Source organism: Pseudomonas sp. NPDC008258 (assembly GCF_042956345.1).
Taxonomy (GTDB): Bacteria; Pseudomonadota; Gammaproteobacteria; order Pseudomonadales; family Pseudomonadaceae; genus Aquipseudomonas.
This window is the reverse complement of sequence record NZ_JBIBGE010000021.1, coordinates 61,770-86,102: the sequence shown is the minus strand read 5'-3', so window position 1 is coordinate 86,102 and position 24,333 is coordinate 61,770. Positions and strand designations below refer to the sequence as shown.

Here is a 24,333-nt window from a genome sequence, read left to right as displayed (position 1 = left end):
TGTTTGTCTGGCGGAGCACTCGGAGCAGTCATGGCCCAATCGGAAACCGTTGAACGCATTCTCGATGCTGCCGAGCAGCTGTTCGCGGAAAGGGGGTTCGCCGAGACCTCGTTGCGGCTGATTACCAGCAAGGCCGGGGTCAACCTCGCGGCCGTCAACTATCACTTCGGCTCCAAGAAGGCGTTGATCCAGGCGGTGTTCTCGCGCTTCCTCGGCCCATTCTGCGCCAGCCTGGAGCGTGAGCTGGAGCGGCGCCAGGCCAAGCCAGAGCACAAGCCCAGCCTCGAAGAGCTGCTGGTAATGCTGGTGGAGCAGGCGCTGGCCGTGCAGCCGCGCAGCAACAACGACCTGTCTATCTTCATGCGCTTGCTGGGCCTGGCCTTCAGCCAGAGCCAGGGCCACCTGCGGCGATACCTGGAGGACATGTACGGCAAGGTGTTCCGCCGCTACATGCTGCTGGTCAACGAGGCCGCACCGCGTATTCCGCCACTGGAACTGTTCTGGCGCGTGCATTTCATGCTCGGTGCTGCGGCCTTCAGCATGTCGGGTATCAAGGCGCTGCGGGCAATTGCCGAGACCGACTTCGGCATCAATACCTCGATCGAACAGGTCATGCGCCTGATGGTACCGTTCCTGGCTGCGGGCATGCGCGCCGACAGCGGTGTCACCGACGACGCCATGGCTGCCGCCCAGCTGCGCCCGCGCACCAAGACCAGCGCCAGCACCGCCAAGGCTTGAAGACTGGGCGGGGCGGGGCGCTTGGGCTAAGCTAGCGCGGCTTCTGTCCAGTCTTCAATGAAGGATTACCCATGACCGTCAGCCTACAAGGCTCCCTGATGGTGGATATCGCCGGTAAATGGCTGACCGCCGAAGACCGTCACCTGCTGCGCCAGCCCGAAGTGGCCGGCCTGATCATCTTTGCCCGCAACATCGACAGCCCGCGCCAGGTGCGTGAATTGTGTGCGTCGATCCGCGCCATTCGCCCCGAGCTGATCCTGGCGGTGGACCAGGAGGGTGGTCGCGTACAGCGACTGCGCCAGGGCTTTGTGCGTCTGCCGGCCATGCGTGCGCTGGCTGACAACGACAATGCCGAATACCTGGCCGAACAGTGCGGCTGGTTAATGGCGACCGAGGTGCTGGCGGTTGGCCTGGACCTGAGCTTTGCCCCGGTACTCGACCTGGATCACCAACGCAGCGCCGTGGTTGGCAGCCGCGCCTTCGAGGGTGACCCGCTGCGCGCCACGCAACTGGCCGGCGCGTTCATCCGTGGCATGAATGCAGCGGGCATGGCTGCCTGTGGCAAGCACTTTCCGGGGCATGGCTGGGCCGAGGCCGACTCGCATGTGGCCATCCCGACCGATGAGCGCAGCCTCGAACAACTGCGCAAGGCCGATCTGGTGCCGTTCAGCCGCCTGAGCGGGCAGCTGGCGGCGGTGATGCCGGCGCATGTCATCTATCCGCAGGTCGACAACCAGCCGGCCGGCTTCTCGCGGCGCTGGCTGCAGGACATCCTGCGTGGCGAGCTGGGCTTTGACGGGGTGATCTTCAGTGATGACCTGTCGATGGCGGGTGCGCATGTGGTGGGTGATGCGGCCAGCCGTATTGAGGCTGCGTTGAGCGCAGGCTGTGACATGGGCCTGGTATGCAATGACCGGGCGGCGGCAGAGCTTGCGCTGAGTGCGGCGCAGCGGATGAAGGTGAAGCCCTCGGCGCGCATTGCGCGGATGCGTGGGCAAGGGTTTGCGCGGACCGATTACCGACAGCAGCCGCGCTGGCTGGAGGCGTTGGGGGCGTTGAAAGAGGCTCAACTGGTCGATTGACTGTACTGGCCTCTTCGCGGGCACGCCCGCTTCCACAGGGGGCCATGCGCGGTATCTGTGGGAGCGGGCGTGCCCGCGAAGAGGCCGGTACAGACAATAGAAGACTCAGGCTTTATCGCCCCCGCTTGCCTGGCAATGGGGCAAACAGCGCCTCGATTTCTTCATCGCCCATGCGCCACTGGCCACCCTGGCCGCCATCCAGCAGGCTTGCCGCCAGCGCCGCCTTCTCTTGTTGCAGCAACTGGATTTTCTCTTCCACCGTGCCCCGGGTAATCAGCTTGAACACGAATACCGGTTTGTCCTGACCAATGCGGTAGGCGCGGTCGGTGGCCTGGTTTTCACTGGCCGGGTTCCACCACGGGTCGAAGTGGATCACCGTGTCCGCAGCCGTCAGGTTCAGCCCCACACCCCCGGCCTTGAGGCTGATCAGGAACACTTCGCTGTCACCCTGTTGGAACTGCTGTACGGGCGTGCGGCGGTCGCGGGTGTCACCGGTCAGCAGGCTGTAGCGGATCTTGCGCTTTTCCAGCTCCTGCTCGATCAACGCCAGCATCGAGGTGAACTGCGAGAACAGCAGTACGCGACGGCCTTCGCTCAGCAGCTCTTCGAGCATTTCAAGCAGCGCACCCAGCTTGCCTTTGTCGGCCTGGTTGCCTTTGCTTTCCACGCCTTTGACAAGGCGCAGGTCGCAGCACACCTGGCGAAGCTTGAGCAGGGCGTCGAGGATGACGATCTGGCTGCGTGCGGCGCCATTGCGGGCGATTTCATCGCGGACTTTCTTGTCCATGGCCACCCGCACGGCCTCGTAGGTGTCGCGCTGGGCGTCGCTGAGTTCGACCCAGTGCACCATCTCGGTCTTGGCGGGTAGCTCGGTGGCCACCTGCTCTTTGGTGCGACGCAGCAGGAACGGGCGGATGCGGGTGGCCAGGTGGGCCATGCGCTCACCGTCGCCGTGGCGCTCGATCGGCGTGCGGTAGTCCTGGTTGAAACGCTTGAGGTCACCCAGCCAGCCGGGCATCAGGAAGTGGAATATCGACCACAGCTCGCCCAGGTTGTTCTCCATCGGCGTGCCGGTCAGGCAGACGCGCTGGGCGGCCTGCAACTCACAGACGGCAAGGGCGGCCTTGCTGGTGCTGCTCTTGATGTTCTGCGCTTCGTCCAGCACCAGTACATGCCAGGGCTGAGCGCGCAGGTGTTCCAGGTCGCGCGGCATCAGTGCATAGGTGGTCAGGACCAGGTCGTACTCATGCAGCTTGGCAAAGTGCTTGCTGCGCCCAGGTCCGTGCAGTGCCAGCACCCGCAGGTCGGGGGCAAAACGTTGGGCTTCGTCCAGCCAGTTGGGTATCAGGCTGGTGGGCATGACTGCCAGGGCCGGAGCATTCAGGCGCCCGGCCTGTTTCTCCAGAAGCAGGTGAGCCAGGGCCTGCAAGGTCTTGCCCAGGCCCATGTCGTCGCCGAGGATGCCGCCGGTGCCCATCTCGCGCAGTGCCTGCAGCCAGTTCAGGCCTTGTTGCTGATAGGGCCGCAAGCTGGCCTGCAGCCCGGCTGGCGGTTCTACGTGCAGGTCGCGGGCATCGCGCAGGCGGCGGCCAAGGTCGCGTACATGCTGGCCACCTTCCCATAGCAGGGGCAGGCCTTCGATTTCGTTCAGGCGCGCCGCGTCGGCACGTTCCAGGCGCATCGCGGGGCCAGCGGCATGCTCGTGCAGGTAAAGCTCACCCAGGGTGGCCATGACCGATTTCACCCGGCCATAAGGCAGGGCGACGCGCAGGGCCGGGGCATCCAGGCGGCCGCGGTTGAGGTCGATCAGCAAGTGTTCGTCGTCACTGCGCCGGGCCAGCTCGCTGGGGCGCAGCAGCTCCGGGCTGCTGCGCAGCAGTTGCAGCACGATCGGCAACAGGCTGTGGCGCTGGCCGTCGACCACGATGCCCAGTTCCAGGTCGAACCATTCATGGCCAGGGGCTTCGTCGATAGTCGCGTACCAGTCGTCCACCTCTTGCAGGTTGAAGGCGAAGTCGCGGTGGATGTCGATATCCCAGCCGGCTGCGCGCAGGCGTGGCAGGCCTTCGCGGGCAAAGCGCAGCCAGGCTTCATCGTCGGGTAGCTGGAACATCTCCCCGGCGCTGTCGGGCAGGGCCTTGCTCTGCCGGGTGGCGGGTTTGAAGCCGAAGTCGCGCAGCATCTTGCGCAGCGCTTGTTCAGCCTGAGGCTGGCGACGAATGCGCTGGCTGGTGTTGCCTGCCAGCCGGGTCAGTGGCTTGTCTTCGCTGCCGCTGGCGTGCAGGCCGTCATAATCGAACGCCAATGCGGCGCGGTGTTGCATTTGCCGTTGCATGCGCCCGGTTTTCGGCATGTAGGCGGTGTATTCGAGGCTGCCCAGGGCAAGCATGGGTTTGGGTTGAACACTGTCGAATACCTGCTCTTGCACTTGCGTCGGGGTTGGCACCTTGTGGCTGAGTGCATTGAGCTTGTGGCTAAGAGGTACGACCAGGTGTTCCGGTACCTCGGGTACGATGGTCAGTTGCACGGCCACGTGCGGGTCAAGGCTGTGTTCGATCCTGCCCACTTCGCTTGTCAGCACATCGAAATAGTACAGCGGCAGCAGAGGGATGACGCAGCGCAGCAGTTCCTCGCCGCTGTGCCAAAGCCCCCGGTAGTTGCCGTTTTCCAGGCGTACCCAGCGAAACTCGGCATGACGCACGGGGCCTTCCCGCAACAGCGGCATGCCGACATCAAAGAACATGCGTCCGGTTTCCAGGGCGCGCTGGAACAGCTCGCCACCTTCCAGGCCCTTGAGTTTGTAGCCGCGATCCTGTCCGCCACCCTGGTTCAGGGCCCCGAGCAAACGCAGGATGCGGGTATCGTCTTCCGTTACGAAGCGTGGTGGTTCGTAGAGAAAGTCGTAGAGCGACTGGACCCGGCTGAAGCGGATGCCTTCTTCACTGCGCGTGCCCTTGCGCACTAGCAGGGAACAGCCGGCGTCATCGGCCAGTTGCAGCTGATAGCACACCATGCGCCCGCGTTTGTCGTCGGCTGCGCCGGCTTTGGGCGGCGCCTGCTCCAGGCCGCTCAACCAGTGTTGCAGCTCGACAGACAAGGTGCCTGGGGTGGCTTGGGAGTCCTGATTGCCCGAGTAGGGGTCACTGATGACGAACAGTACCGCGGCGCAATGCTTGCAGTTTTGCCGTACCGGGCAATCGCACTCGCCCTGGACATGGCACCGGCCGCCCGCGATGTGCAGGTCGATGGTCTGTTGGTAGGTGTTGTCGCCGCTTCCCTGGCAACGGGCCGTAATCATCTGGCCGTAAATGCCGTCCAGTTCGACCCGGCCTTCCTCGGCATAGCGTTCACCGCGTTGCAGGGTTGCCTTGCTGAACGATTGTGTCCAGTTCGGGTATGCATTGACCAACTCGGCGGCATCTTGCTTCATCCGTTTACTGCTCCATCATCTCCGGGTCCATCACCGGCATTTTCGGGGTGCCTGGCGGCGTCACCTTCAGCAGCACGGCCAGGTGGCCGCCGTCGAGGAAGGTGAGCTGGCCGCCCTTGACGTTGCTGTTGCTTTGCTTGAACTGCTCGCTTTGCAGCACGCTGCCGTTGCCGTCCAGCTGGTTGACCCAGAAATTGGCGTCGACCGTGATGAAGCGGCCTTCAGCGATGCTGAGGTTGCCTTCGATGGGGAAGTGGCCGAACTGCTCGGTGCCTTCGCCCAGGGCGATGCGGCTAGGTTCACTGCCAACCTGCTGCTGCCAGGCCTTGTGCAGCAGCACGGTGTAGTCGGCGGTGGCTTCCAGGCGGGTGGCTTCGTCTTCCAGTGCCAGGCGGCGTTCGGCGTCCTTTTCCAGGCGCGGGGCGCCGGCGCTCCAGTTTTCCGGGGCGAACGGGCTGGTGAAGGCGGGCACGCTGTTCTGCCGCACCAGGATCATTTCTACCTGATAAAGGCCTTCGGCGAAGGCGGCCGGGGCGAACAGCGCCAGCAGCAGGGTCAGGCAACGGATGGCACGCATGGATCTTCCTTAGGCAGGCTGTGGGGTCAGGCGCTCGAACAGCGCCTCCAGGGTATTGAAGCGTTCGTCGGGGCGTTCCATCGGCACCAGGAAGCGGAACTGGGTCGCGCCTTCGAACTTGTAGCGTTTGGGCTGGCCCTGGATCAGCTTGATCAGGGTCAGCGGGTCGACCGGGGTTTCGGCCTCGAACTCGAGCTTGCCGCCATTGGGGCCGGCATCGACTTTCTTGATGCCGAGCTTTTCCGCGTGCAGCTTCAGCGAGGTCAGGCGCATCAGGTTCTTGGTGGGCTCCGGCAGCAGGCCGAAGCGGTCGATCATCTCGACTTGCAAGTCCTTCAGGCCGTCTTCGTCGGCAGCCGAGGCAATGCGCTTGTACAGGATCAGCCGCGCATGCACGTCGGGCAGGTAGTCCTCGGGGATCAGCGCCGGCAGCCGCAGGTTGATCTCCGGGCCACCGCCCAGTGGCTGTTCGAGGTTCGGCTGGGTGCCTTTGCGAATGGCCTTCACCGCACGTTCGAGCATTTCCATGTACAGGGTGAAGCCCACGGCCTGGATCTGCCCGCTCTGGCCTTCGCCCAGCAGTTCGCCCGCACCGCGGATTTCCAGGTCGTTGGTGGCCAGCACGAAGCCTGCGCCCAGGTCCTGGGTGTTGGCGATGGCCTCCAGGCGTTTCTCGGCGTCGGCGCTGACTTTTTGCCGGGTTGGGGTGAGCAGGTAGGCGTAGGCCTGGTGGTGGCTGCGGCCGACCCGGCCACGCAGCTGGTGCAACTGGGCCAGGCCGAACTTGTCGGCGCGCTCGATGACGATGGTGTTGGCGCTGGGCACGTCGATACCGGTTTCGATGATGGTCGATGCCACCAGCACGTTGAAGCGCTTGTGGTAGAAGTCGCTCATCACCTGTTCCAGCTCGCGCTCGCGCATTTGCCCATGGCCAATGCCGATGCGTGCCTCGGGCACCAGCTCGGCCAGGTCGGCGGCGCATTTTTCGATGGTCTTCACATCGTTGTGCAGGTAATACACCTGGCCGCCGCGCAGCAGCTCGCGCAGCAGTGCTTCCTTGACCGTGCTCTTGTTCTGCTCCATGACGAAGGTGCGCACCGACAGGCGGCGCGCCGGCGGCGTGGCGATGATCGACAGGTCGCGCATGCCCGCCACGGCCATGTTCAGTGTGCGCGGGATTGGCGTGGCGGTCAGGGTAAGGATGTCGACCTCGCTGCGCAGGGCCTTGAGTTGCTCCTTCTGGCGCACGCCAAAACGGTGTTCTTCGTCGATGATGGCCAGGCCCAGGTCCTTGAAGCGCACATCATCCTGCAGCAGCTTGTGGGTACCGATGAGGATGTCGATCTTGCCTTCGGCCAGGTCTGCGGCGGCGGCTGCCACTTCCTTTGCCGACTTGAACCGGCTCATCACTTCCACGGTCACCGGCCAGTCGGCAAAGCGGTCGCGGAAGCTGTTGTAGTGTTGTTGGGCGAGCAGGGTGGTGGGTACCAGCACGGCCACCTGGCGGCCACTGTGCACGGCGATGAACGCGGCGCGCATGGCCACTTCGGTTTTGCCAAAGCCCACGTCGCCGCACACCAGGCGGTCCATTGGCTTGGGTGCCAGCATGTCGGCACGCACCGCTTCGATGGCGGCTTGCTGGTCCGGGGTTTCCTCGAACGGGAAGCCGGCGCTGAAAGTGGCGTAATCGGCGGACGGGTCGGCAAACGCATAACCCTTGCGCGCGGCGCGGCGGGCATAGATGTCGAGCAGCTCGGCGGCCACGTCGCGCACCTGCTCGGCGGCCTTGCGCTTGGCCTTCTGCCAGGCTTCCGAACCCAGCCGGTGCAGCGGTGCCAGGGCATCGTCGCTGCCGGTGTAGCGGGCGATCAGGTGCAGGTTGGCCACCGGCACGTACAGCTTGGCGTTCTCGGCGTATTCCAGGGTCAGGAACTCGGCGGCCTGGCCGTCGATTTCCAGGGTGGCCAGGCCCAGGTAACGGCCCACACCATGGTCGATGTGCACCACCGGCGCGCCTTCGCGCAGTTCGGTGAGGTTCTTGATGACGGCGTCGTTGGCAGTTTCACCACGCTTGTCGCGGCGGCGGCGTTGCATCACCCGCTGGCCGAACAACGGGCTTTCGGCAATCAGGGCCAGGCCTGGGTCGTCCAGCAGCAGGCCGTCGTCCAGTGGGGCGATGGTGATTGCCAGGCGTTCGCTGCCGGTGATGAAGTCGGCCCACCCGTCGACGGTGTGCGGGCGCAGTTTCAGGCGCTCCAGCAGCTCCAGCAGCACTTCGCGGCGGCCCGCCGATTCGGCGGTGAACAGCACGCGGCCGGGGAACTGGTCAAGGAAATTGGCCAGTTCGGCCAGCGGCTGGTTGGCCTTTGCCTCGATGGCCAGGTTGGGCAGGGCGCGCGCCGGGAAGCGCTCGCGGCCTGCGCCAGGGTCGAGGTCTTCGCTGCTGGCCACCACACGCGGCCATTGCTTGAGCCGGGCGAAGCAGTCTTCCACCGGCAGGAACAGCTCGGCCGGTGGCAGCAGTGGCCGGCTGAGGTCGCCGCGGCGGTCTTCGTAACGGCCGCGCACGTCGTTCCAGAAGTGTTCGGCGGCCTGCTCCACGCCGGGCAGCGAGAACACCTGGGTGTCGGCTGGCAGGTAGTCGAACAGGGTCGAGGTTTCTTCGAAGAACAGCGGCAGGTAGTACTCGATACCGGCGGGGATGATGCCGCTGGCCAGGTCCTGGAAGATGGCGCTGCGGCGGAAGTCGACGTCGAAGCGTTCGCGAAAGCGTGCCTTGAAGCGGGTGACTTCCTCTTTTTGCATGGGGAACTCGCGCGCCGGCAGCAGGCGTACCGAATCCACCTTGTCGATCGAGCGCTGGGTTTCGGGGTCGAAGGTGCGCAGCGTCTCGATCTCGTCATCGAACAGGTCGATGCGGTACGGCAGCTTGCTGCCCATCGGGAACAGGTCGATCAGGGCGCCGCGCACGGCGAACTCGCCATGTTCGTAAACGGTGTCAACGCAACGATAGCCGCTGGCCTCCAGGCGCGTGCGCATCTGCTCCACGTCGATGGTCTGGCCCACATCCAGCACCAGGCTGCTGCCCAGCAGGAAACGCGTGGGTGCCAGGCGGTGCAGGGCGGTGGTGACCGGCACCACGAGGATGCCGTGGCTCAGCTCCGGCAGGCGGTACAGGCTGGCGATGCGCTGGGAGATGATGTCCTGGTGCGGCGAGAACAGGTCGTAGGGCAGGGTTTCCCAATCGGGGAACGGCAGCACCGGCAGGTCCGGGGCAAAGAAGCGCAGCTCCTGTTCCAGACGGTCGGCGGCCTGGCTGTCGGCCGTCAGCAGCAGGGTGAAGCGGCCAGCGTTGCTGGCAGCCTCGGCGATGGCAAGGCTGAGGGCGGCACCGGGCAGGTTGCCCCAGGTTTGTTTGCCGGCCGTGGCCGACATGTGCGGTAGGCGCAGAACTGACACGGGAGATTGCACTCCAAGCGTTGCGGCAAAGAGACCGATTGTACCGGTGACGGTGCCGGCTGTCAGGCTCGAAAGGGCGTGAATGCTGGCTTGCGTCGCCACGACAGGCGCTCATTGCCCGTTCCGCGTCGGGGCGTCATAATGTAGCCCCTTTTTTCTGTCCCTACATGTGGAAGGTTCCCGTGACTCAGAAGCCCGACCAGTGTCTTGGTGAGTGGATTGATCGTGAAGCCCTGGCTGAAGCGATGATCCCGCTTATCGGTCAGCTCTACCGCAACAACAACGTGGTGAGCTCGATTTATGGCCGTAGCCTGATCAACCGTTCGGTTATCTCGATCCTCAAGGCGCACCGCTTTGCGCGTCATCGTCAAACCGACGAAACCGAACTGTCCGTCCACGAGACATTCCCCCTGCTCAAGGCCATGAGCGAGCTGAAACTGGGCGCCGCTTCGGTTGACCTGGGCAAGCTGGCCAACAAGTTCAAGCAGGAAGGCAATGGCCGCACTGCCGAGCAGTTCGTCCGTGAAGAGCTGGCCGATGTGGTTGGCCAGCAGAACGCTTCGGCCCGTAAAGGCACCGACGTTGTCCTGTACGGCTTCGGCCGTATCGGTCGCCTGCTGGCGCGCATCCTGATCGAGAAGACCGGTGGTGGCGACGGCCTGCGCCTGCGTGCCATCGTTGTGCGCAAGGGCGCCGAAAACGACCTGGTCAAGCGTGCCAGCCTGCTGCGCCGTGACTCGGTACACGGCCCGTTCGATGGCACCATCACCATCGATGAAGCCAACAACACCATCACCGCCAACGGCAACCTGATCCAGGTTATCTACGCCAAGAGCCCGAGCGAAGTCGACTACACCCAGTACGGCATCGAAAACGCGCTGATCGTCGACAACACCGGCGTATGGCGTGATGCCGATGGCCTGGGCCAGCACCTGGCCTGCCCGGGCGCTGCCCGCGTGATCCTCACCGCACCTGGCAAGGGCGCGCTGAAGAACATCGTGCACGGCATCAACCACGGTGACATCGCTGCTGATGACAAGATCATCTCGGCTGCTTCCTGCACCACCAACGCCATCGTGCCGGTGCTCAAGGCTGTCAACGACAAGTACGGCATCGTCAACGGCCACGTCGAAACCGTTCACTCGTTCACCAACGACCAGAACCTGATCGACAACTTCCACAAGGGCAGCCGCCGTGGCCGTGCCGCGCCGCTGAACATGGTTATCACCGAAACCGGCGCTGCTACCGCTGCTGCCAAGGCACTGCCAGTGCTGAAGGGCAAGCTGACCGGCAACGCCATTCGCGTGCCGACGCCGAACGTGTCGATGGCCATCCTGAACCTGAACCTGGAAAAGGCCACCAACCGCGACGAAATCAACGAGTACCTGCGCCAGACGGCCATGCACTCGGAACTGCACAAGCAGATCGACTACGTCAGCTCGCAGGAAGTGGTTTCGACCGACTTCGTGGGCTCGCGCCACGCCGGTGTGGTTGACGCTGAAGCCACCATCGCCAATGACAACCGCGTTGTCCTGTACGTCTGGTACGACAACGAGTTCGGTTACAGCTGCCAGGTGGTTCGCGTGATGGAAGACATGGCCGGTGTGAACCCGCCAGCGTTTCCACGCTAATGCGCTTGTAAGGCAATGAAAAAACGGGAACCTTCGGGTTCCCGTTTTTTTTGCCTGATGAAACGATCGGGCATTTACTGTGTCTGTACTGGCCCTTTCGCGGGCTCGCCCGCTCCCACAGGGATATCGCAGGTCGTGAGGGAAGTGAAGTTCCTGTGGGAGCGGGCGAGCCCGCGAAAGGGCCAGTACAGGCATTCGAGATCTCGATATTGCGCGCATTTATTTGTCTCTTGCTGATGCTGCTCACCGCCTGCAACCAGGGCCCCACCCTGGAGCGCCTGGGTGGCCCGACCATGGGCAGCAGCTACAGCATCCAGTACGTGCGCGAGCCCGGTGGCCCGGCGCCGGCGCAGGTACAGGCGGCAGTCGAAACCATCCTGCACGACATCGACCAGCATTATTCGACCTACCGCGGCGACTCCGCCGTCAGCCAGTTCAACCAGTTGCCCGCCAACCAGTGCCTGGCCCTGCCGACCGACATGCTCGAGCTGGTCAACCTCGGCCAGCACCTTGCCGAGCAGAGCGACGGTGCCTTCGATCTTACCGTCGAGCCGTTGCTCGACCTGTGGGGCTTTGGCCCCCAGGCCCGCCACGAGCAGGTGCCAGACCCGCAAACCCTGGCCCAGGTGCGCCAGCGCGTGGGCTATTGGCACTTGCGCATCGACGGTCACACCCTGTGCAAGGACGCCCCGGTGCAGCTCGACTTCAACAGCATCGCCGCCGGCCACGCTGTCGACCTGATCGCCGCACGCCTGCAAGCCATGGGCGTAACCAGCTTTGTCGCCGAAGCCACTGGCGAGCTCAAGGCGGTCGGCCGCAAGCCCGATGGCAGCCCGTGGCGCATTGCCCTTGAGTTGCCCCGCGAAGACCGCCAGATCGCCCGCCAGATCATCCCGGTCAATGGCCTTTCAGTATCAACCTCGGGTGACTATCGGCACTATTTCGAGGAGAATGGCCGGCGCTATTCGCATACCTTCGATGCCCGCCGCGGGCGCCCGGTGCAACACGACCTGGCCGCCGTCACCGTGCTCGATGCCTCGGCGCTGCAGGCCGATGGCTATTCGACGTTGCTGCTGATCCTGGGCCCTGAGCGTGGTTGGGATTTTGCCGTGGCGCATGGCCTGGCTGCAGTATTGGTGACTCGGGTAGAGGGTGGCTTCGTCTCTCGAGCTACGCCCGCATTCGAACGGGCAGTGAAAGGCGATTGAAAGCGCAGGCAGGGATGATTGCCGCCAGGGAATGGGTGAACCATATGTAGTGCGGGCAAAATTGGCCTACGACGCGACCAAGGGTTAATGTGCGCGGCGTTCACGCTTGATTAGACTGCACCCGAATTTTCTCATGACGCCCCGGCGGCATGATCGCGCCCCGCGAGCGACCGTGGCTTGCGGGCCAGTTCTGAAGGAGTACGCATGGCTGTCTACAACTACGACGTAGTGGTGCTGGGTTCCGGCCCGGCCGGTGAAGGCGCGGCAATGAACGCCGCCAAAGCAGGGCGCAAGGTGGCGATGGTCGATGACCGTCGCCAGGTCGGTGGCAACTGCACGCACCTGGGTACCATCCCGTCCAAGGCACTGCGTCACTCGGTGCGGCAGATCATGCAGTTCAACACCAACCCGATGTTCCGTGCCATCGGCGAGCCGCGCTGGTTCTCGTTCCCTGACGTGCTGAAAAGCGCCGAGAAGGTCATTTCCAAGCAGGTTGCATCGCGCACCGGCTACTACGCCCGTAACCGTGTCGACGTGTTCTTCGGCACCGGCAGCTTCGCCGACGAACAAACCGTTGAGGTCGTGTGCCCGAACGGCGTGGTGGAAAAACTCAACGCCAAGCACATCATCATCGCCACCGGCTCGCGCCCGTACCGCCCTGCCGACATCGACTTCCATCACCCGCGCGTCTACGACAGCGACACCATCCTCAGCCTCAGCCATACCCCGCGCAAGCTGATCGTGTACGGTGCTGGCGTGATCGGTTGCGAATACGCCTCGATCTTCAGTGGTTTGGGCGTGCTGGTAGAGCTGGTGGACAACCGTGGCCAGCTGCTGAGCTTCCTGGACTCGGAAATCTCCCAGGCGCTGAGCTACCACTTCAGCAACAACAACATCACCGTTCGCCACAACGAAGAGTATGAGCGCGTCGAAGGCCTGGACAACGGGGTGATCCTGCACCTGAAGTCGGGCAAGAAGATCAAGGCCGACGCCTTGCTGTGGTGCAACGGCCGTACCGGCAACACCGACAAGCTGGGCCTGGAAAACATCGGCATCAAGGTTAACAGCCGTGGCCAGATCGAGGTCGATGAGGCCTACCGCACTGCCGTGTCGAACATCTATGGCGCCGGTGACGTGATCGGCTGGCCAAGCCTGGCCAGTGCCGCCCATGACCAGGGCCGTTCGGCTGCCGGCAGCATCGTCGATAATGGCAGCTGGCGCTTCGTCAATGACGTGCCGACCGGCATCTACACCATTCCGGAAATCAGCTCGATCGGCAAGAACGAGCAAGAGCTGACCCAGGCCAAGGTCCCGTACGAAGTGGGCAAGGCCTTCTTCAAGAGTATGGCGCGTGCGCAGATTGCCGGCGAGCCGCAGGGCATGCTGAAAATCCTGTTCCACCGCGAAACCCTGGAAATCCTGGGCGTGCACTGCTTCGGCTACCAGGCTTCGGAAATCGTCCACATCGGCCAGGCGATCATGAACCAGCCGGGCGAACTGAATAACCTGAAGTACTTCGTGAACACCACGTTCAACTACCCGACCATGGCCGAAGCCTACCGGGTAGCTGCCTACGACGGCCTGAACCGGCTTTTTTGAGCGGCTCCGACCGGTGGCCTGAGCCGGTCGGAGAGACCGATTTCAACCCTACCCGAGGGTGGTCTTGGCCAAACCGGGAAAGTCTGTAATCAGGCTGTCCACGCCAAAGTCAGCGAGCCTGCGCATCAGTGCCGGTTCGTTGACCGTCCACACCGACACGTGCAAACCCTGGCCCTGTGCTTTGAGCAGGCGCTCGGGGGTGCACAGTGTCCAGTTCAATGCGAGCATCTCGCAGCCGTAGTTCTGTGCCACCTTCAACGGGTCCAGCCAGGCGTATTCGGCTACCAGCCCGCGTTTCACGTCCGGCACCAGTTCCAGGGCAGCGCCCAATACTTCGCGTGAGCTGGAGGTGATGGTTACCTTGTCCAGCAAACCGTATTGCTGGGCCAGTTCGCGGATTGCCAGCACGGTAGTGGCGGCGCGGGTACGCGAAGCGCTCTTGACCTCCAGCTGCCAGTGTTCGAACGGGCACTTCTCGAACAGCTCTTCCAGTTTCGGGATCGGGCAAGGTTGCACATGGCCCGGGCCCCCTTTGCGGGCGTCGATCTTCACCAGGTCGGCGGCCGGGTGCTCGACCACTTTGCCGCGCCTGCCGGTGGTGCGCTTGAGGGTTGGGTCATGAATGACCATCAGCTCGTTGTCGGCCGACAGGTGCAGGTCCAGTTCGCAGCGGGTGACGCCGTGGGACAGGCACTGGCGGAAGCTGGTCAGGGTGTTTTCGGGCGCTTCGCCCTTGGCGCCGCGATGGCCGTAGATCAGAGTCACGTTCGTTCCTTCAAATCGGGGGGAAATGGCCTCAGGAGGCGGGGTCGTTCTGTCCCAGCTGCTGGCGCCGTTGTTGTTGCTGGCGCTGCAGGATATGGCGGGCCAGCAGTTGACGCTGGGCGTCGGTCATGTCGATGAATTCGGTGCCCACCTCAAAGCCGCCTTCAGGAAGCGGGTCGCAATGGGTGACCCTGCCGCGCAGCAGAAGGCCATGGGCGCGCGGCATCAGCACCATTTTCACTTTTACCCGGGTGCCGGGGGCAATCTGCGTGGCTTGCGCAAATTCGATACCGCCTTCGGAAATGACCACCGGCAGCGGCTGGCCCACTTCGCCGAGCAGGGTTTGTGCCACGACTGCGCTGAGCAGGTCGAGGCGTTTGTTCTGCGCCTTCAGGAAGGCGGCCAGGGTGCGGTCCTTGTCGCTCAGCTGGCGCAGCAGGTGCTGCGACTCAAAGTCGGAAAGGTGCAGTTCGCTGAGCAGGTTGAACAGCGGGGAATCATCTTGCAATACATCTGGGTCAAGGGCTTCGGCCGCGCTGAGGGGGCTGATTTGGAGTGCGATCCGATCTTCGATGCGGTAGTATTCGCGGCGATCTTCTTCGTCTAATGTCGTCATGGCGAACCCAAGGTAGCGGCGGTGGTCCGAGTGTAAAGCCGCCGTTGGCGCCTCGCCACAAGGACGTTCCCTTTCATCCGAACAAGCCCCGACATGTTCAGACCTCTTTTCGCATTCATCGGCACGCGTTATACCCGTGCCAAACGCCGTAATCACTTCGTCTCGTTCATTTCCCTGACCTCGATGATCGGCCTCGCCCTGGGCGTGGTGGTGATGATCGTGGTGCTGTCGGTGATGAACGGTTTCGACCATGAGATGCGCACCCGCGTGCTGGGCATGATCCCCCATGCCACGCTGGAGAGCGGCCAGCCCATTGGCAATTGGCCAGCCCTTGCCCAACAAGTAAAGCAGAATCCGCAGGTGGTGGCGGTAGCGCCGTTCACCCAGATGCAGGGCCTGCTGACCCATGACGGCAAGGTGCAGAAGGTGCTGCTCAACGGTATCGACCCGGCCCGCGAGCGTGAGGTGTCGATCATCGACAACTTCGTCCTGCAAGGCCGCCTCGACCAGCTGGCGCCGGGCGAGTGGGGCATCATGATCGGCGACAAGGCCGCGGCCAAGCTGGGCGTGGCCATCGGCGACAAGCTCACCTTCGTCGCCCCCGAGGTCAGCGTGACCCCTGCCGGCATGTTCCCGCGCATGAAGCGCTTCACCGTAGTGGGCACCTTCCACGTGGGCGCGGGCGAGATCGATGGCTACCTGGGCCTGACCAACATCAGCGACCTGTCCCGCCTGCACCGCTGGAAGCCCGACCAGGTGCAGGGCCTGCGCTTGAAGTTCGATGACCTGTTCCAGGCGCCACGGGTGGCCTGGAGCATCGCCCAGCAGCTGGGTGACCAGGAGTACTACAGCCGCGACTGGACCCGTACCCACGGCAACCTGTACCAGGCGATCCGCATGGAAAAGGCCATGATCGGCCTGCTGTTGCTGCTGATCGTGGCGGTGGCTGCGTTCAACATCATTTCCACCCTGGTGATGGTTGTAAACGACAAGCGTGGCGACATTGCCATCTTGCGCACGCTGGGCGCCACCCCCGGGCAGATCATGCTCATCTTCATGGTCCAGGGCACGGTGATCGGGGTGATTGGCACCCTGATCGGTGCCGTGGTCGGGATCGTCGCCGCGCTGAACGTCAGCTCGGCAATTGCCGGCATCGAGAAACTGATCGGGCACAAGTTCCTCAACGCCGACGTGTACTTCATCGATTACCTGCCGTCGCAGATCCAGGCCCAGGACGTGTACATGGTCTGCGGTGCGGCGCTGGTCCTGAGTTTCTTCGCCACCCTGTACCCGGCCTGGCGTGCGGCCCGCACCCAGCCTGCAGAGGCGCTACGTTATGAGTGAGTCGCGCATGAGTGATAAAGCCGTTCTGAGTTGCCGCAACCTGGGCAAGTCCTACGACGAGGGCCCGGAGTCGGTGCAGGTGCTGTCCGGCCTCAACCTGGAGCTGCACGCCGGTGAGCGCATTGCCATCGTCGGCAGCTCGGGCTCTGGCAAGAGCACCTTGCTCAACCTGCTGGGCGGCCTCGACCGGCCAACACAGGGCAGCGTCTGGCTGGCAGGCGAAGAACTGTCGGCGCTGGGCGAACGTGCCCGCGGGCTGCTGCGCAACCGCGAGCTGGGCTTTGTCTACCAGTTCCACCACCTGTTGCCGGAGTTCACCGCCATCGAGAACGTGTGCATGCCGCTGCTGATTGGCCGCACGCCCATTCCCGAAGCCCGCGAACGTGCCGAAGCGCTGCTCAAGCGCGTGGGCCTGGGCCACCGCCTCAACCACAAGCCGGCCGAGCTGTCCGGTGGTGAGCGCCAGCGCGTGGCGATTGCCCGTGCGCTGGTCAACCGCCCAGGCCTGGTGATGCTCGACGAGCCGACCGGTAACCTCGACCACCATACCGCCCAAGGTATCCAGGAGCTGATGCGGGAGCTGTCCAGCGCATCGCGCACGGCGTTCCTGGTGGTCACCCATGACCTCAACCTGGCGCGGCAGATGGACCGTGTATTGAAGCTCGACGACGGCCACCTGGTGGCGATCTGATCGACTGCCCGGGGTGGCAGGTGCCGCCCCGTTTTCCTGTTTTCTTTGGGTGATTCCGTACATGTTCAGACCCTTGCCCATCTTCATCGGCGCGCGCTACACCCGAGCCAAGCGCCGCAACCACTTCATCTCGTTCATCTCGATGACCTCGATGATCGGCCTGTCGCTGGGCGTGCTGGCGATGATCGTGGTGTTGTCGGTGATGAACGGCTTCCAGCGCGAAATGAGCTCGCGCATTCTCGGCCTGGTGCCGCATGCCGCCATCCTTGGCGTGCAGCCGCTGGACGACTGGCACAAGGTGGCCGACGCGGCCACGCAGAACCCGGCGGTGATGGCGGCAGCGCCGATTACCGAAATGGAGGGCATGCTGTCGTACAAGGGTGCGATGCAGCCGATCCAGGTGGGCGGTATCGACCCGGCCGAAGAGGGCAAGGTCTCGATCGTTGGCCAGCACATTGTCCAGGGCCGCCTGCAGGACTTGCAGCCGGGCGAATTCGGTGTGGTCATTGGCGAGCTGACCGCTCGGCGCTTCCGCCTTAATACCGGCGACAAGCTGACCTTGATCGTGCCGGAAATCAGCAAGGAGCCGGGTGGTATCACCCCGCGCATGCAGCGCCTGACGGTGGTCGGTATCTTCAAGGTCGGCGCTGAGCTGGATGGTTCGCAGGCCTATATCCACGTGGCCGACGCTGGTGAGATGCAGCGCTGGGCACCGGGCCAGGTGCAGGGTGTGCGCCTGAAGCTGCACGACCTGTATGCCGCGCCGCAGGTGTCCAAGGCCATTGCCGCCGGGTTGGGCGATGCCTACCGCGCCGATGACTGGTCGCACACCCAGGGCAGCCTGTTCAGTGCCATGAAGATGGAAAAGACCATGATCGGCCTGCTGCTGATGATGATCATCGCGGTGGCGGCGTTCAACATCATCGCCACCCTGGTGATGGTGGTGAACGACAAGGGGTCGGACATTGCCATCCTGCGCACCTTGGGGGCCACGCCGGCGCAGATCATGGGCACGTTCATGGTCCAGGGCAGCCTGATCGGCATTGTCGGCACGCTGATTGGTGGCGTGCTGGGTGTGATTGCCGCGTTCAATGTCAGCCAGATCGTCGGTTGGCTGGAACGGGTGAGCGGGCAGCACATCTTTACCTCGGATGTGTACTTCGTCAGCAGCTTGCCGTCGCAGTTGCAGTGGGGGGATGTGGTGATGATCTGCGCTGCAGGGTTGGTGATGAGCTTCCTGGCGACCATTTACCCGGCTTACCGGGCATCGCAGGTGCAGCCGGCGATTGGTTTGGCGGTTTGAGGTAGGTTCGAGGGCCTCATCGCCGGCAAGCCAGCTCCCACAGGTACCGCGCAGGCTCTGGGCCTGATGCAGTCCTGTGGGAGCTGGCTTGCCGGCGATGGGCTGCGGAGCAGCCCCAATTTCACCTGTCTTCGGCGAATACGATCACAAACCGCGTCCAGCCCCCCTCACACTCCGCCCGAATACGCCCGCCATGGGCCTGTACGATCGACCGGGTAATCGCCAAACCCAACCCCGCATGCTCGCTACTGCCTTCCCGCCGCGCCGGGTCCACCCGATAAAAACGGTCAAACAGTCGCGGTAAAGCAGCGGGGTCGATGGCCGCGCCGGTGTTTGCCACACTGATCCTCGGCCCAGGCCCCAACATCACCCGGATCTGCCCACCTGCCGGGGTAAAGCGCAGCGCGTTATCCAGCAGGTTGGACAGTGCCCGGCGCAGCATGTGCCGATCACCGTCCAGCACGGCTTCACCCTCACGAAGCATTTGCACGTCACTGTCCTCGGCCAGCGGCGCGTAGTACTCCAGCAACGCATCCACTTCCTCATGCAGCGCCAAAGGTGCTTGCCCTGGCACCAGCAGGCCGTGGTCAGCCTTGGCCAGGAACAGCATGTCGTTGATCATCTGTGCCATCCATTGCAGCTCTTCCAGGTTGCCATGCAGCGCTTCGCGGTATTCCTCCAGGCTGCGCGGGCGGGTGAGGGTGACCTGCGTGTGGGTCAGCAGGTTGGACAGCGGCGTACGCAACTCGTGGGCGATGTCGGCAGAAAACGCCGACAGGCGCTGGAAGGCATCGTCCAGGCGCTGCAGCATGGCATTCATGCTGCTGGCCAGCTCGGCCAGCTCTTCGGGCATTTGCGCCACCGGTAGGCGGGTGGTGAGCGAGCGTGCCGACACGCTGGCGGCAACCTGGCCCATCTGCCGCAAGGGGCGCAGCCCGCTGCGGGCAGCCCAGGCCCCCAGCAACGCGGTGACCAGCGCAGACAGACCGACCGTCAGCCAGATCAAGCGCTGCATGCCTTGCAGGAAGTGCTGGTGATGAGTGATGTCGAGGTACAGCGTGAGTTGCGGCGACGCTGTTGTGCCCTGCGCCAGGGGCACGGCCAGGCTGCGGTAGTCGGTGCCTGGCGCATGCACGGTGGCCAGCCCGGCGGGCAGGGGGGGCAGCGGCAGCCCGGTACGGCTTTCGAACCAGGTGGCGCCATCGTTGCCACTGATGCGCAGGGCCAGGTCGGCCTGGTGGCTCAGTTCATCGCGCAGGGCGGGCAGACGGGCCTGTAGCGCTTCAGGCGTGCTGACGCCTGCCAGCTGGGTGCGCAGCAGCGACAGGCGCGAGTCCAGCAGTTGCTGGTCAAGTTCGACGAAGTGCTGCTCGCTGGCCCGGCTGAACAACAGGCCGGCGCCGAGCGAGACGGCGGCGGTGCAGGCGGCGAACAACAGGGCAAGGCGGCTGCCGAGGGAAAGCCGACGCATTACTCGGAGCGCTCTTCAAGTACGTAGCCCATGCCGCGTACGGTGTGGATCAGCTTGTGGGTGTGCGGGTCGTCGATCTTAAGGCGCAGGCGGCGGATCGCCACTTCGATCACATTGGTGTCGCTGTCGAAGTTCATGTCCCATACCTGCGAGGCGATCAGTGATTTTGGCAGTACTTCGCCCTGGCGGCGCAGCAACAGTTCGAGCAGGGCGAATTCTTTGGCAGTCAGGTCTATGCGCTGGCCTGCGCGTTCGGCGCGGCGACGGATCAGGTCCAGCCGCAGGTCGGCCAGGCCCAAGGTGGTGTCCAGGCTGGGGCTGGTGCCGCGGCGCAGCAGGCTGCGCACCCGGGCCAGCAGTTCGGAAAAGGCAAACGGCTTGACCAGATAATCGTCGGCACCCAGTTCCAGGCCATGCACCCGGTCTTCGACGGCGTCGCGGGCAGTAAGGAACAGTACAGGCGTGTCCAGGCCGGCCTGGCGCACGGCTTGCAGGATTTGCCAGCCATCCCGGCCGGGCAGCATCACGTCGAGGATCAGCAGGTCATGGTCGCCGGTCAGGGCCAGAAACTGGCCGGTCTCGCCATCGGTTGCCAGTTCGGTGGCAAAACCGGCCTCGCTCAGGCCCTGGCTCAGGTACTGGCCGGTGCGGGCCTGGTCTTCGACGATGAGTAGTTTCATGTAGGTACTCTTGTTTCAGGCGTTTCGCGGCCCCTGTGGGAGCGGGCACGCCCGCGAACACGGGCGAAGCCCGTGCCATCCAGCGCGGCGGCTGCTTCGCGGGCATGCCCGCTCCCACAGTGACCGTGCAACCTTCTGGATTTTGTGCAAGGCAGTTGCCCTGCATATTCCGCAGGGCTTTGGCTGAAATGATACGTGACGAACCACCGGCACGCTCAAGCTGACAAAGTTGTAATCTGCCTGTCAGGTAGCTGCCAGTCGCCCCTGACTAATGTGGCTGCATCCCGTTGTGTATTCCCGGAGTCATCATGAAACGCCTGTTCATCACCGCCGCTCTTGCCCTGGCCAGCCTGCCTGCCTTTGCCGGCGAGTCGCAAACCTTCGCCTTCGGTGAGCCAGCCCCGGCGGCCAAAGCCACCCGTACTGTAGACGTGGTACTCAAGGACATTGCCTTCGAGCCCAGGAACCTACAGGTAAAAGCCGGCGAGACAGTGCGCTTCGTGCTGGTCAACGAGGGCAAGTTGCCCCACGAATTCAACCTGGGCGACAAGGCCATGCACGCCGAACACCAGAAGGAAATGGTGGCCATGCAGGGCAAGCTGTTCACGGCGGGCATGAACCATGAGGGTATGAACCATGAAGGCATGGACCACGGCCAGATGATGGACCATGGTGGCGGCCATGGTCATGGCGGCGGCAATACCGTGCTGGTAATGCCCGGCCAGCGCGCCGAGCTGACCTGGACGTTCCGCAAGTCGGCGCCCATCGAGTTTGCCTGCAACGTACCGGGGCATTACCAGGCCGGCATGGTCGGGGCGCTGACCATCGAGTGACTTGCGCTCCAAGGCAGGGTGCAAAACCGGTAGACTAGGGGCAATTCGAACCTCTAGGTCAGTTTCCATGCATCCTGCTGCCGAACATTCCCCGCTGGGCAAGTCCAGCGAATACATCGCCACCTACTCCCCGGAACAGCTGTTCCCGATTCCGCGTACCGCCAAGTGGGCCGAACTGGGCGTCACCGCGCAGACTTTGCCCTGGCAGGGCGTGGACTACTGGAACTGCTTCGAACTGAGCTGGCTGCTGCCGTCGGGCAAACCGGTGGTGGCGATCGGCGAGTTCGCCATCCCTGCTGATTCGCCGAACATCATCGAGTCCAAGTCGTTCAAGCTGTACCTCAACTCGCTGAACCAGACGGTGTTCGCTTCGCCGGGCGAGCTGCAGGCCTGCCTTGAGAAAGACCTGTCTGCCGCTGCTGGCAAGCCGGTAGGCGTGAAGGTGCGCACCTTGGCCGAGGTCGAGGCCCAGGGTGTGACGGCTTTGCCGGGGCAGTGCATCGATGTGCTGGACGTTGCCATCAGCAACTACGAGCAGCCGCAGCCAGAGCTGCTGCATTGCAACGCGGAGCGGGTGGTGGAAGAAACCTTGCACAGCCACCTGCTGAAGTCGAACTGCCCGGTGACCGGCCAGCCGGACTGGGGTAGCGTGGTGGTCGAGTACAAGGGCAGGGCGCTTGACCATGCCAGCTTGCTGACCTACCTCATCAGCTTCCGCCAGCATGCCGACTTCCATGAACAGTGCGTGGAGCGCATCTACCTGGATTTGAAGAACCTGCTGCAGCCGGAGCACCTGACGGTGTATGCGCGCTATGTGCGCCGGGGTGGGCTGGATATCAACCCGTACCGTAGCACCGGGGCGATCAACCCGGACAACAAGCGCCTGGTGCGGCAGTAAGGTTCAGGTACGCTGGGGGCGCTCTGCGCCCCTTTCGCGACACAAGGCCGCTCCCACAGGTACAGCGCAAACCTCTGATCTTGCGTTGTACCTGTGGGAGCGGCCTTGTGTCGCGAAAGGGCTGCAAAGCAGCCCCGGCCATTTCAGATCCCCATGCTGTGCAACGAGTTGACGATGCTGCGCAGGGTCGCGGTTGCGTCCGGGTGATCAGCTTCGAAACGTTCGATTGCCAGATGGACGTTATCGACCAGGTTGTTGTCCGGCGTGGCTTCTTCAAGCTTCAGTTGCGCCTCGATCTGGCGCGCTTCTTCGTGCAACGCAACCAATTCCTCTTCCGAAAGCGGTACGTTGCGGTCCAGTTGCTCGCGCAAGTTGTTCAGGCGCTCTTGCAATTCGCGGGCAGGCATTGGCAGTTCTCCATCAATGGCTTGGCAAGCCATGGACCTCAGCGAAGCGGCAAAGGTTCTGGCCTGCCTTCAGCGTAATCCACCTGCCGCTGCTTTGCATGATCCGCGTCAATGCTGCTGTATCAGGGTTTTTCACCCTTGCGCCGGCGTTGGGCGATGTCCTCCAGGCAGGTGTCCAGCGCCTCCAGGTGGTCGATCACCGAGTGCACGCCCAGGCCGAACAGCTCCAGCGTCGCCTTGCCGCGGGCCAGGTCCTGTTCCTGCGGGGTCAGGGCTTGCCATTGCTGCGAACTACGGTCGCAGAACGGGCTGCACGCAGCCAGGCCCACGGTCCACAACCCCGCATTGAGGCCTGATTGCAACAGGCGCGGGTCACCACTGACCAGTACGCAGCCGTCCAGGCGTTCGCTATCCAGGGTCATCAGCGCCTGCCAGCAAGCGTTGGGCGCAGGCCAGCGTACGCCGTTGACGGAATGCCCCGGCAGCCAGTCGGGCAATACGTGGGCCAGGCGCCTGCTTTGGCTGGCGTTGAGGTCATCCAGCCAGATGCATGGCACCTGGCGCTGACGCAGGCTGGCAAGGGTAGCCAGGGCCCCGGGGGCGGGCGAGGGGGCGCCGCCATTGATGGCCTGTACCAGGCAGCCGCGCAAGCCGAACAGCACAGCAGTGAAGGCGGGTGCAGCGTCCATGGCAACTTCCCCCAAATAGCCCGCAGGCTATTCGCTGATTGTTACCGCTCTGTGACAGTGACGGGTGAGCAACAGTTGTTCACAAAATATTGAGCAAAAATGTGTAAAGCTGTTTATCAGGCCGCAAGCCTCTATACTGCCGCCTTACCAGCAGCGCGCCCCGGCGCGTTTGCGGCCGAGAAATTCGATGGAGAGACATCTATGCGTAGGATCGGTGCCAGTGTGATCGAACGAGTCACCCAGGCCTGTGTCTGCGCCAGCATGCTGCTGGCGCCCGTGGCAGCCACCCAGGCAGCCACCGAGGAGGATCCCTGGGAAGCGGTCAACCGCCCGATCTTCCGTTTCAACGATACCCTCGACACCTATGCCCTGAAGCCATTGGCCAAGGGTTACCAGGCGGTTACTCCGCAGTTCCTTGAAGACGGTATCCACAACATCTTCCGCAACCTGGGTGATGTGACCAACCTGGCCAACGACCTGCTGCAGCTCAAGCCCCATGCGGCGGGCGTGGACACTGCGCGGTTGATCGTCAACACCACCTTCGGCCTGGGCGGTTTCTTCGACGTGGGCACCAAGATGGGCCTGCAGCGCAATGACGAGGACTTCGGCCAGACCCTGGGCTACTGGGGCGTGCCGAGCGGCCCTTACGTGGTCATCCCGTTGCTGGGCCCAAGCACTGTGCGTGACGGCGTGGCCAAGTACCCGGATACCTACACCAAGCCCTACCGCTACATCGACCATGTGCCGACGCGCAACTCGATCTTCGCGCTGGACGTGATCGACACCCGTGCCGACCTGCTGTCGGCCGAGAAGCTGATCCAGGGTGACAAGTACATCTTCATTCGCAACGCCTACCTGCAGAACCGCGAGTTCAAGGTGAAGGACGGCGAAGTCGAAGACGACTTCTGATCG

20 protein-coding genes are annotated in these 24,333 nt (G+C 63.6%); 11 read left to right on the top strand and 9 right to left on the bottom strand.

All coding sequences use genetic code 11. The features are described 5' to 3' along the window. Positions 1-30: 30 nt before the first annotated feature. Both ACFY9W_RS17925 and nagZ read left to right on the top strand, forming a co-directional pair. Complete coding sequence (locus tag ACFY9W_RS17925) at positions 31-738, top strand: TetR family transcriptional regulator (protein ID WP_391132567.1); 708 nt, start codon at positions 31-33, stop codon at positions 736-738. 71 nt (positions 739-809) lie between these two features. Continuing rightward, on the top strand, positions 810-1,820 hold the full coding sequence (nagZ, locus tag ACFY9W_RS17920; protein WP_391132565.1) for a beta-N-acetylhexosaminidase: 1,011 nt from the start codon (positions 810-812) through the stop codon (positions 1,818-1,820). Between the two features lie 112 nt (positions 1,821-1,932). Here the strand turns inward: nagZ and ACFY9W_RS17915 are convergent, their stop codons facing one another. Genes ACFY9W_RS17915 through mfd form a run of 3 tightly spaced genes read right to left on the bottom strand, consistent with a single transcriptional unit; the run spans position 1,933 to position 9,286 of the window. After that, positions 1,933-5,250: an SNF2-related protein gene (locus ACFY9W_RS17915; RefSeq protein ID WP_391132562.1), complete on the bottom strand. Its 3,318-nt coding sequence runs from the start codon at positions 5,248-5,250 to the stop codon at positions 1,933-1,935. Between the two features lie 4 nt (positions 5,251-5,254). Then, positions 5,255-5,827 (bottom strand): CsiV family protein, encoded by a 573-nt coding sequence (locus ACFY9W_RS17910; RefSeq protein ID WP_391132560.1) that lies wholly within the window; start codon positions 5,825-5,827, stop codon positions 5,255-5,257. Positions 5,828-5,836: 9 nt separating this feature from the next. Next, positions 5,837-9,286, bottom strand: a complete 3,450-nt coding sequence (gene mfd / locus ACFY9W_RS17905; RefSeq protein ID WP_391132558.1) for a transcription-repair coupling factor — start codon at positions 9,284-9,286, stop codon at positions 5,837-5,839. 167 nt (positions 9,287-9,453) lie between these two features. On the opposite strand from mfd, the gene ACFY9W_RS17900 reads away from it, so the two are divergent. The 3 genes from ACFY9W_RS17900 to sthA all read left to right on the top strand — a co-directional run bounded on the left by ACFY9W_RS17900 (position 9,454) and on the right by sthA (position 13,724). Then, positions 9,454-10,917: a glyceraldehyde-3-phosphate dehydrogenase gene (locus tag ACFY9W_RS17900; RefSeq protein ID WP_391132555.1), complete on the top strand. Its 1,464-nt coding sequence runs from the start codon at positions 9,454-9,456 to the stop codon at positions 10,915-10,917. Positions 10,918-11,153: 236 nt separating this feature from the next. Further along, positions 11,154-12,125, top strand: a complete 972-nt coding sequence (locus ACFY9W_RS17895) for an FAD:protein FMN transferase (RefSeq protein WP_391132553.1) — start codon at positions 11,154-11,156, stop codon at positions 12,123-12,125. Between the two features lie 204 nt (positions 12,126-12,329). Then, the gene (gene sthA, locus ACFY9W_RS17890; protein ID WP_391132551.1) at positions 12,330-13,724 is read left to right on the top strand and encodes a Si-specific NAD(P)(+) transhydrogenase; all 1,395 of its coding nucleotides are present in this window, start codon (positions 12,330-12,332) and stop codon (positions 13,722-13,724) included. A 48-nt stretch (positions 13,725-13,772) separates the two neighbouring features. Here sthA and ACFY9W_RS17885 read toward each other — a convergent pair whose 3' ends face one another. After that, complete coding sequence (locus ACFY9W_RS17885; protein WP_391132549.1) at positions 13,773-14,489, bottom strand: glycerophosphodiester phosphodiesterase family protein; 717 nt, start codon at positions 14,487-14,489, stop codon at positions 13,773-13,775. A 31-nt stretch (positions 14,490-14,520) separates the two neighbouring features. Then, positions 14,521-15,105, bottom strand: coding sequence for a PilZ domain-containing protein (locus tag ACFY9W_RS17880; protein ID WP_391132547.1), 585 nt, complete (start codon positions 15,103-15,105; stop codon positions 14,521-14,523). A 93-nt stretch (positions 15,106-15,198) separates the two neighbouring features. On the opposite strand from ACFY9W_RS17880, the gene ACFY9W_RS17875 reads away from it, so the two are divergent. From ACFY9W_RS17875 to ACFY9W_RS17865, 3 genes are all read left to right on the top strand, one after another. Beyond that, a complete protein-coding gene (locus ACFY9W_RS17875) occupies positions 15,199-16,449 on the top strand; it encodes a lipoprotein-releasing ABC transporter permease subunit (protein WP_391132545.1) in 1,251 nt (416 codons plus the stop codon). A 7-nt stretch (positions 16,450-16,456) separates the two neighbouring features. Continuing rightward, the gene (lolD, locus tag ACFY9W_RS17870) at positions 16,457-17,140 is read left to right on the top strand and encodes a lipoprotein-releasing ABC transporter ATP-binding protein LolD (protein WP_391132543.1); all 684 of its coding nucleotides are present in this window, start codon (positions 16,457-16,459) and stop codon (positions 17,138-17,140) included. A gap of 61 nt (positions 17,141-17,201) precedes the next feature. Next, positions 17,202-18,443: a lipoprotein-releasing ABC transporter permease subunit gene (locus ACFY9W_RS17865; protein WP_391132541.1), complete on the top strand. Its 1,242-nt coding sequence runs from the start codon at positions 17,202-17,204 to the stop codon at positions 18,441-18,443. 121 nt (positions 18,444-18,564) lie between these two features. On the opposite strand, the gene ACFY9W_RS17860 is transcribed toward ACFY9W_RS17865, so the two are convergent. Both ACFY9W_RS17860 and cinR read right to left on the bottom strand, forming a co-directional pair. Next, the gene (locus ACFY9W_RS17860) at positions 18,565-19,914 is read right to left on the bottom strand and encodes a heavy metal sensor histidine kinase (protein WP_391132539.1); all 1,350 of its coding nucleotides are present in this window, start codon (positions 19,912-19,914) and stop codon (positions 18,565-18,567) included. Continuing rightward, positions 19,914-20,594 (bottom strand): two-component system response regulator CinR, encoded by a 681-nt coding sequence (gene cinR / locus ACFY9W_RS17855; RefSeq protein WP_391132537.1) that lies wholly within the window; start codon positions 20,592-20,594, stop codon positions 19,914-19,916. Before cinR ends, ACFY9W_RS17860 begins: the two co-directional genes overlap by 1 nt. A 308-nt stretch (positions 20,595-20,902) precedes the next feature. Here cinR and ACFY9W_RS17850 point away from each other — a divergent pair, with 308 nt between their 5' ends. Both ACFY9W_RS17850 and queF read left to right on the top strand, forming a co-directional pair. Beyond that, positions 20,903-21,427, top strand: coding sequence for a plastocyanin/azurin family copper-binding protein (locus ACFY9W_RS17850; RefSeq protein WP_391132535.1), 525 nt, complete (start codon positions 20,903-20,905; stop codon positions 21,425-21,427). 67 nt (positions 21,428-21,494) lie between these two features. Beyond that, positions 21,495-22,325: an NADPH-dependent 7-cyano-7-deazaguanine reductase QueF gene (gene queF / locus ACFY9W_RS17845; RefSeq protein ID WP_391132533.1), complete on the top strand. Its 831-nt coding sequence runs from the start codon at positions 21,495-21,497 to the stop codon at positions 22,323-22,325. A 143-nt stretch (positions 22,326-22,468) separates the two neighbouring features. On the opposite strand, the gene ACFY9W_RS17840 is transcribed toward queF, so the two are convergent. Together ACFY9W_RS17840 and ACFY9W_RS17835 are read right to left on the bottom strand one after the other, a co-directional pair. Beyond that, a complete protein-coding gene (locus ACFY9W_RS17840) occupies positions 22,469-22,732 on the bottom strand; it encodes a DUF4404 family protein (RefSeq protein WP_300023412.1) in 264 nt (87 codons plus the stop codon). A 122-nt stretch (positions 22,733-22,854) separates the two neighbouring features. Continuing rightward, entirely contained in the window at positions 22,855-23,421 is a 567-nt protein-coding gene (locus ACFY9W_RS17835; RefSeq protein WP_391132530.1) for a phosphonoacetaldehyde phosphonohydrolase-related protein, read from the bottom strand. 201 nt (positions 23,422-23,622) lie between these two features. On the opposite strand from ACFY9W_RS17835, the gene ACFY9W_RS17830 reads away from it, so the two are divergent. Beyond that, positions 23,623-24,330 carry a VacJ family lipoprotein gene (locus ACFY9W_RS17830; RefSeq protein WP_264362440.1) on the top strand — a complete coding sequence of 236 codons (708 nt, stop codon included), beginning with the start codon at positions 23,623-23,625 and terminating at the stop codon, positions 24,328-24,330. The last annotated feature ends 3 nt before the right edge of the window (positions 24,331-24,333 follow it).

Coding starts and splice junctions, on each gene's coding strand:
- ACFY9W_RS17925 (WP_391132567.1), top strand. CDS start 31: ATGGCCCAATCGGAAACCGTTGAACGCATTCTCGATGCTGCCGAGCAG.
- nagZ (WP_391132565.1), top strand. CDS start 810: ATGACCGTCAGCCTACAAGGCTCCCTGATGGTGGATATCGCCGGTAAA.
- ACFY9W_RS17915 (WP_391132562.1), bottom strand. CDS start 5,250: ATGAAGCAAGATGCCGCCGAGTTGGTCAATGCATACCCGAACTGGACA.
- ACFY9W_RS17910 (WP_391132560.1), bottom strand. CDS start 5,827: ATGCGTGCCATCCGTTGCCTGACCCTGCTGCTGGCGCTGTTCGCCCCG.
- ACFY9W_RS17900 (WP_391132555.1), top strand. CDS start 9,454: ATGTGGAAGGTTCCCGTGACTCAGAAGCCCGACCAGTGTCTTGGTGAG.
- ACFY9W_RS17895 (WP_391132553.1), top strand. CDS start 11,154: ATGCTGCTCACCGCCTGCAACCAGGGCCCCACCCTGGAGCGCCTGGGT.
- sthA (WP_391132551.1), top strand. CDS start 12,330: ATGGCTGTCTACAACTACGACGTAGTGGTGCTGGGTTCCGGCCCGGCC.
- ACFY9W_RS17880 (WP_391132547.1), bottom strand. CDS start 15,105: ATGACGACATTAGACGAAGAAGATCGCCGCGAATACTACCGCATCGAA.
- ACFY9W_RS17875 (WP_391132545.1), top strand. CDS start 15,199: ATGTTCAGACCTCTTTTCGCATTCATCGGCACGCGTTATACCCGTGCC.
- lolD (WP_391132543.1), top strand. CDS start 16,457: ATGAGTGATAAAGCCGTTCTGAGTTGCCGCAACCTGGGCAAGTCCTAC.
- ACFY9W_RS17865 (WP_391132541.1), top strand. CDS start 17,202: ATGTTCAGACCCTTGCCCATCTTCATCGGCGCGCGCTACACCCGAGCC.
- ACFY9W_RS17860 (WP_391132539.1), bottom strand. CDS start 19,914: ATGCGTCGGCTTTCCCTCGGCAGCCGCCTTGCCCTGTTGTTCGCCGCC.
- cinR (WP_391132537.1), bottom strand. CDS start 20,594: ATGAAACTACTCATCGTCGAAGACCAGGCCCGCACCGGCCAGTACCTG.
- ACFY9W_RS17850 (WP_391132535.1), top strand. CDS start 20,903: ATGAAACGCCTGTTCATCACCGCCGCTCTTGCCCTGGCCAGCCTGCCT.
- queF (WP_391132533.1), top strand. CDS start 21,495: ATGCATCCTGCTGCCGAACATTCCCCGCTGGGCAAGTCCAGCGAATAC.
- ACFY9W_RS17840 (WP_300023412.1), bottom strand. CDS start 22,732: ATGCCTGCCCGCGAATTGCAAGAGCGCCTGAACAACTTGCGCGAGCAA.
- ACFY9W_RS17835 (WP_391132530.1), bottom strand. CDS start 23,421: ATGGACGCTGCACCCGCCTTCACTGCTGTGCTGTTCGGCTTGCGCGGC.
- ACFY9W_RS17830 (WP_264362440.1), top strand. CDS start 23,623: ATGCGTAGGATCGGTGCCAGTGTGATCGAACGAGTCACCCAGGCCTGT.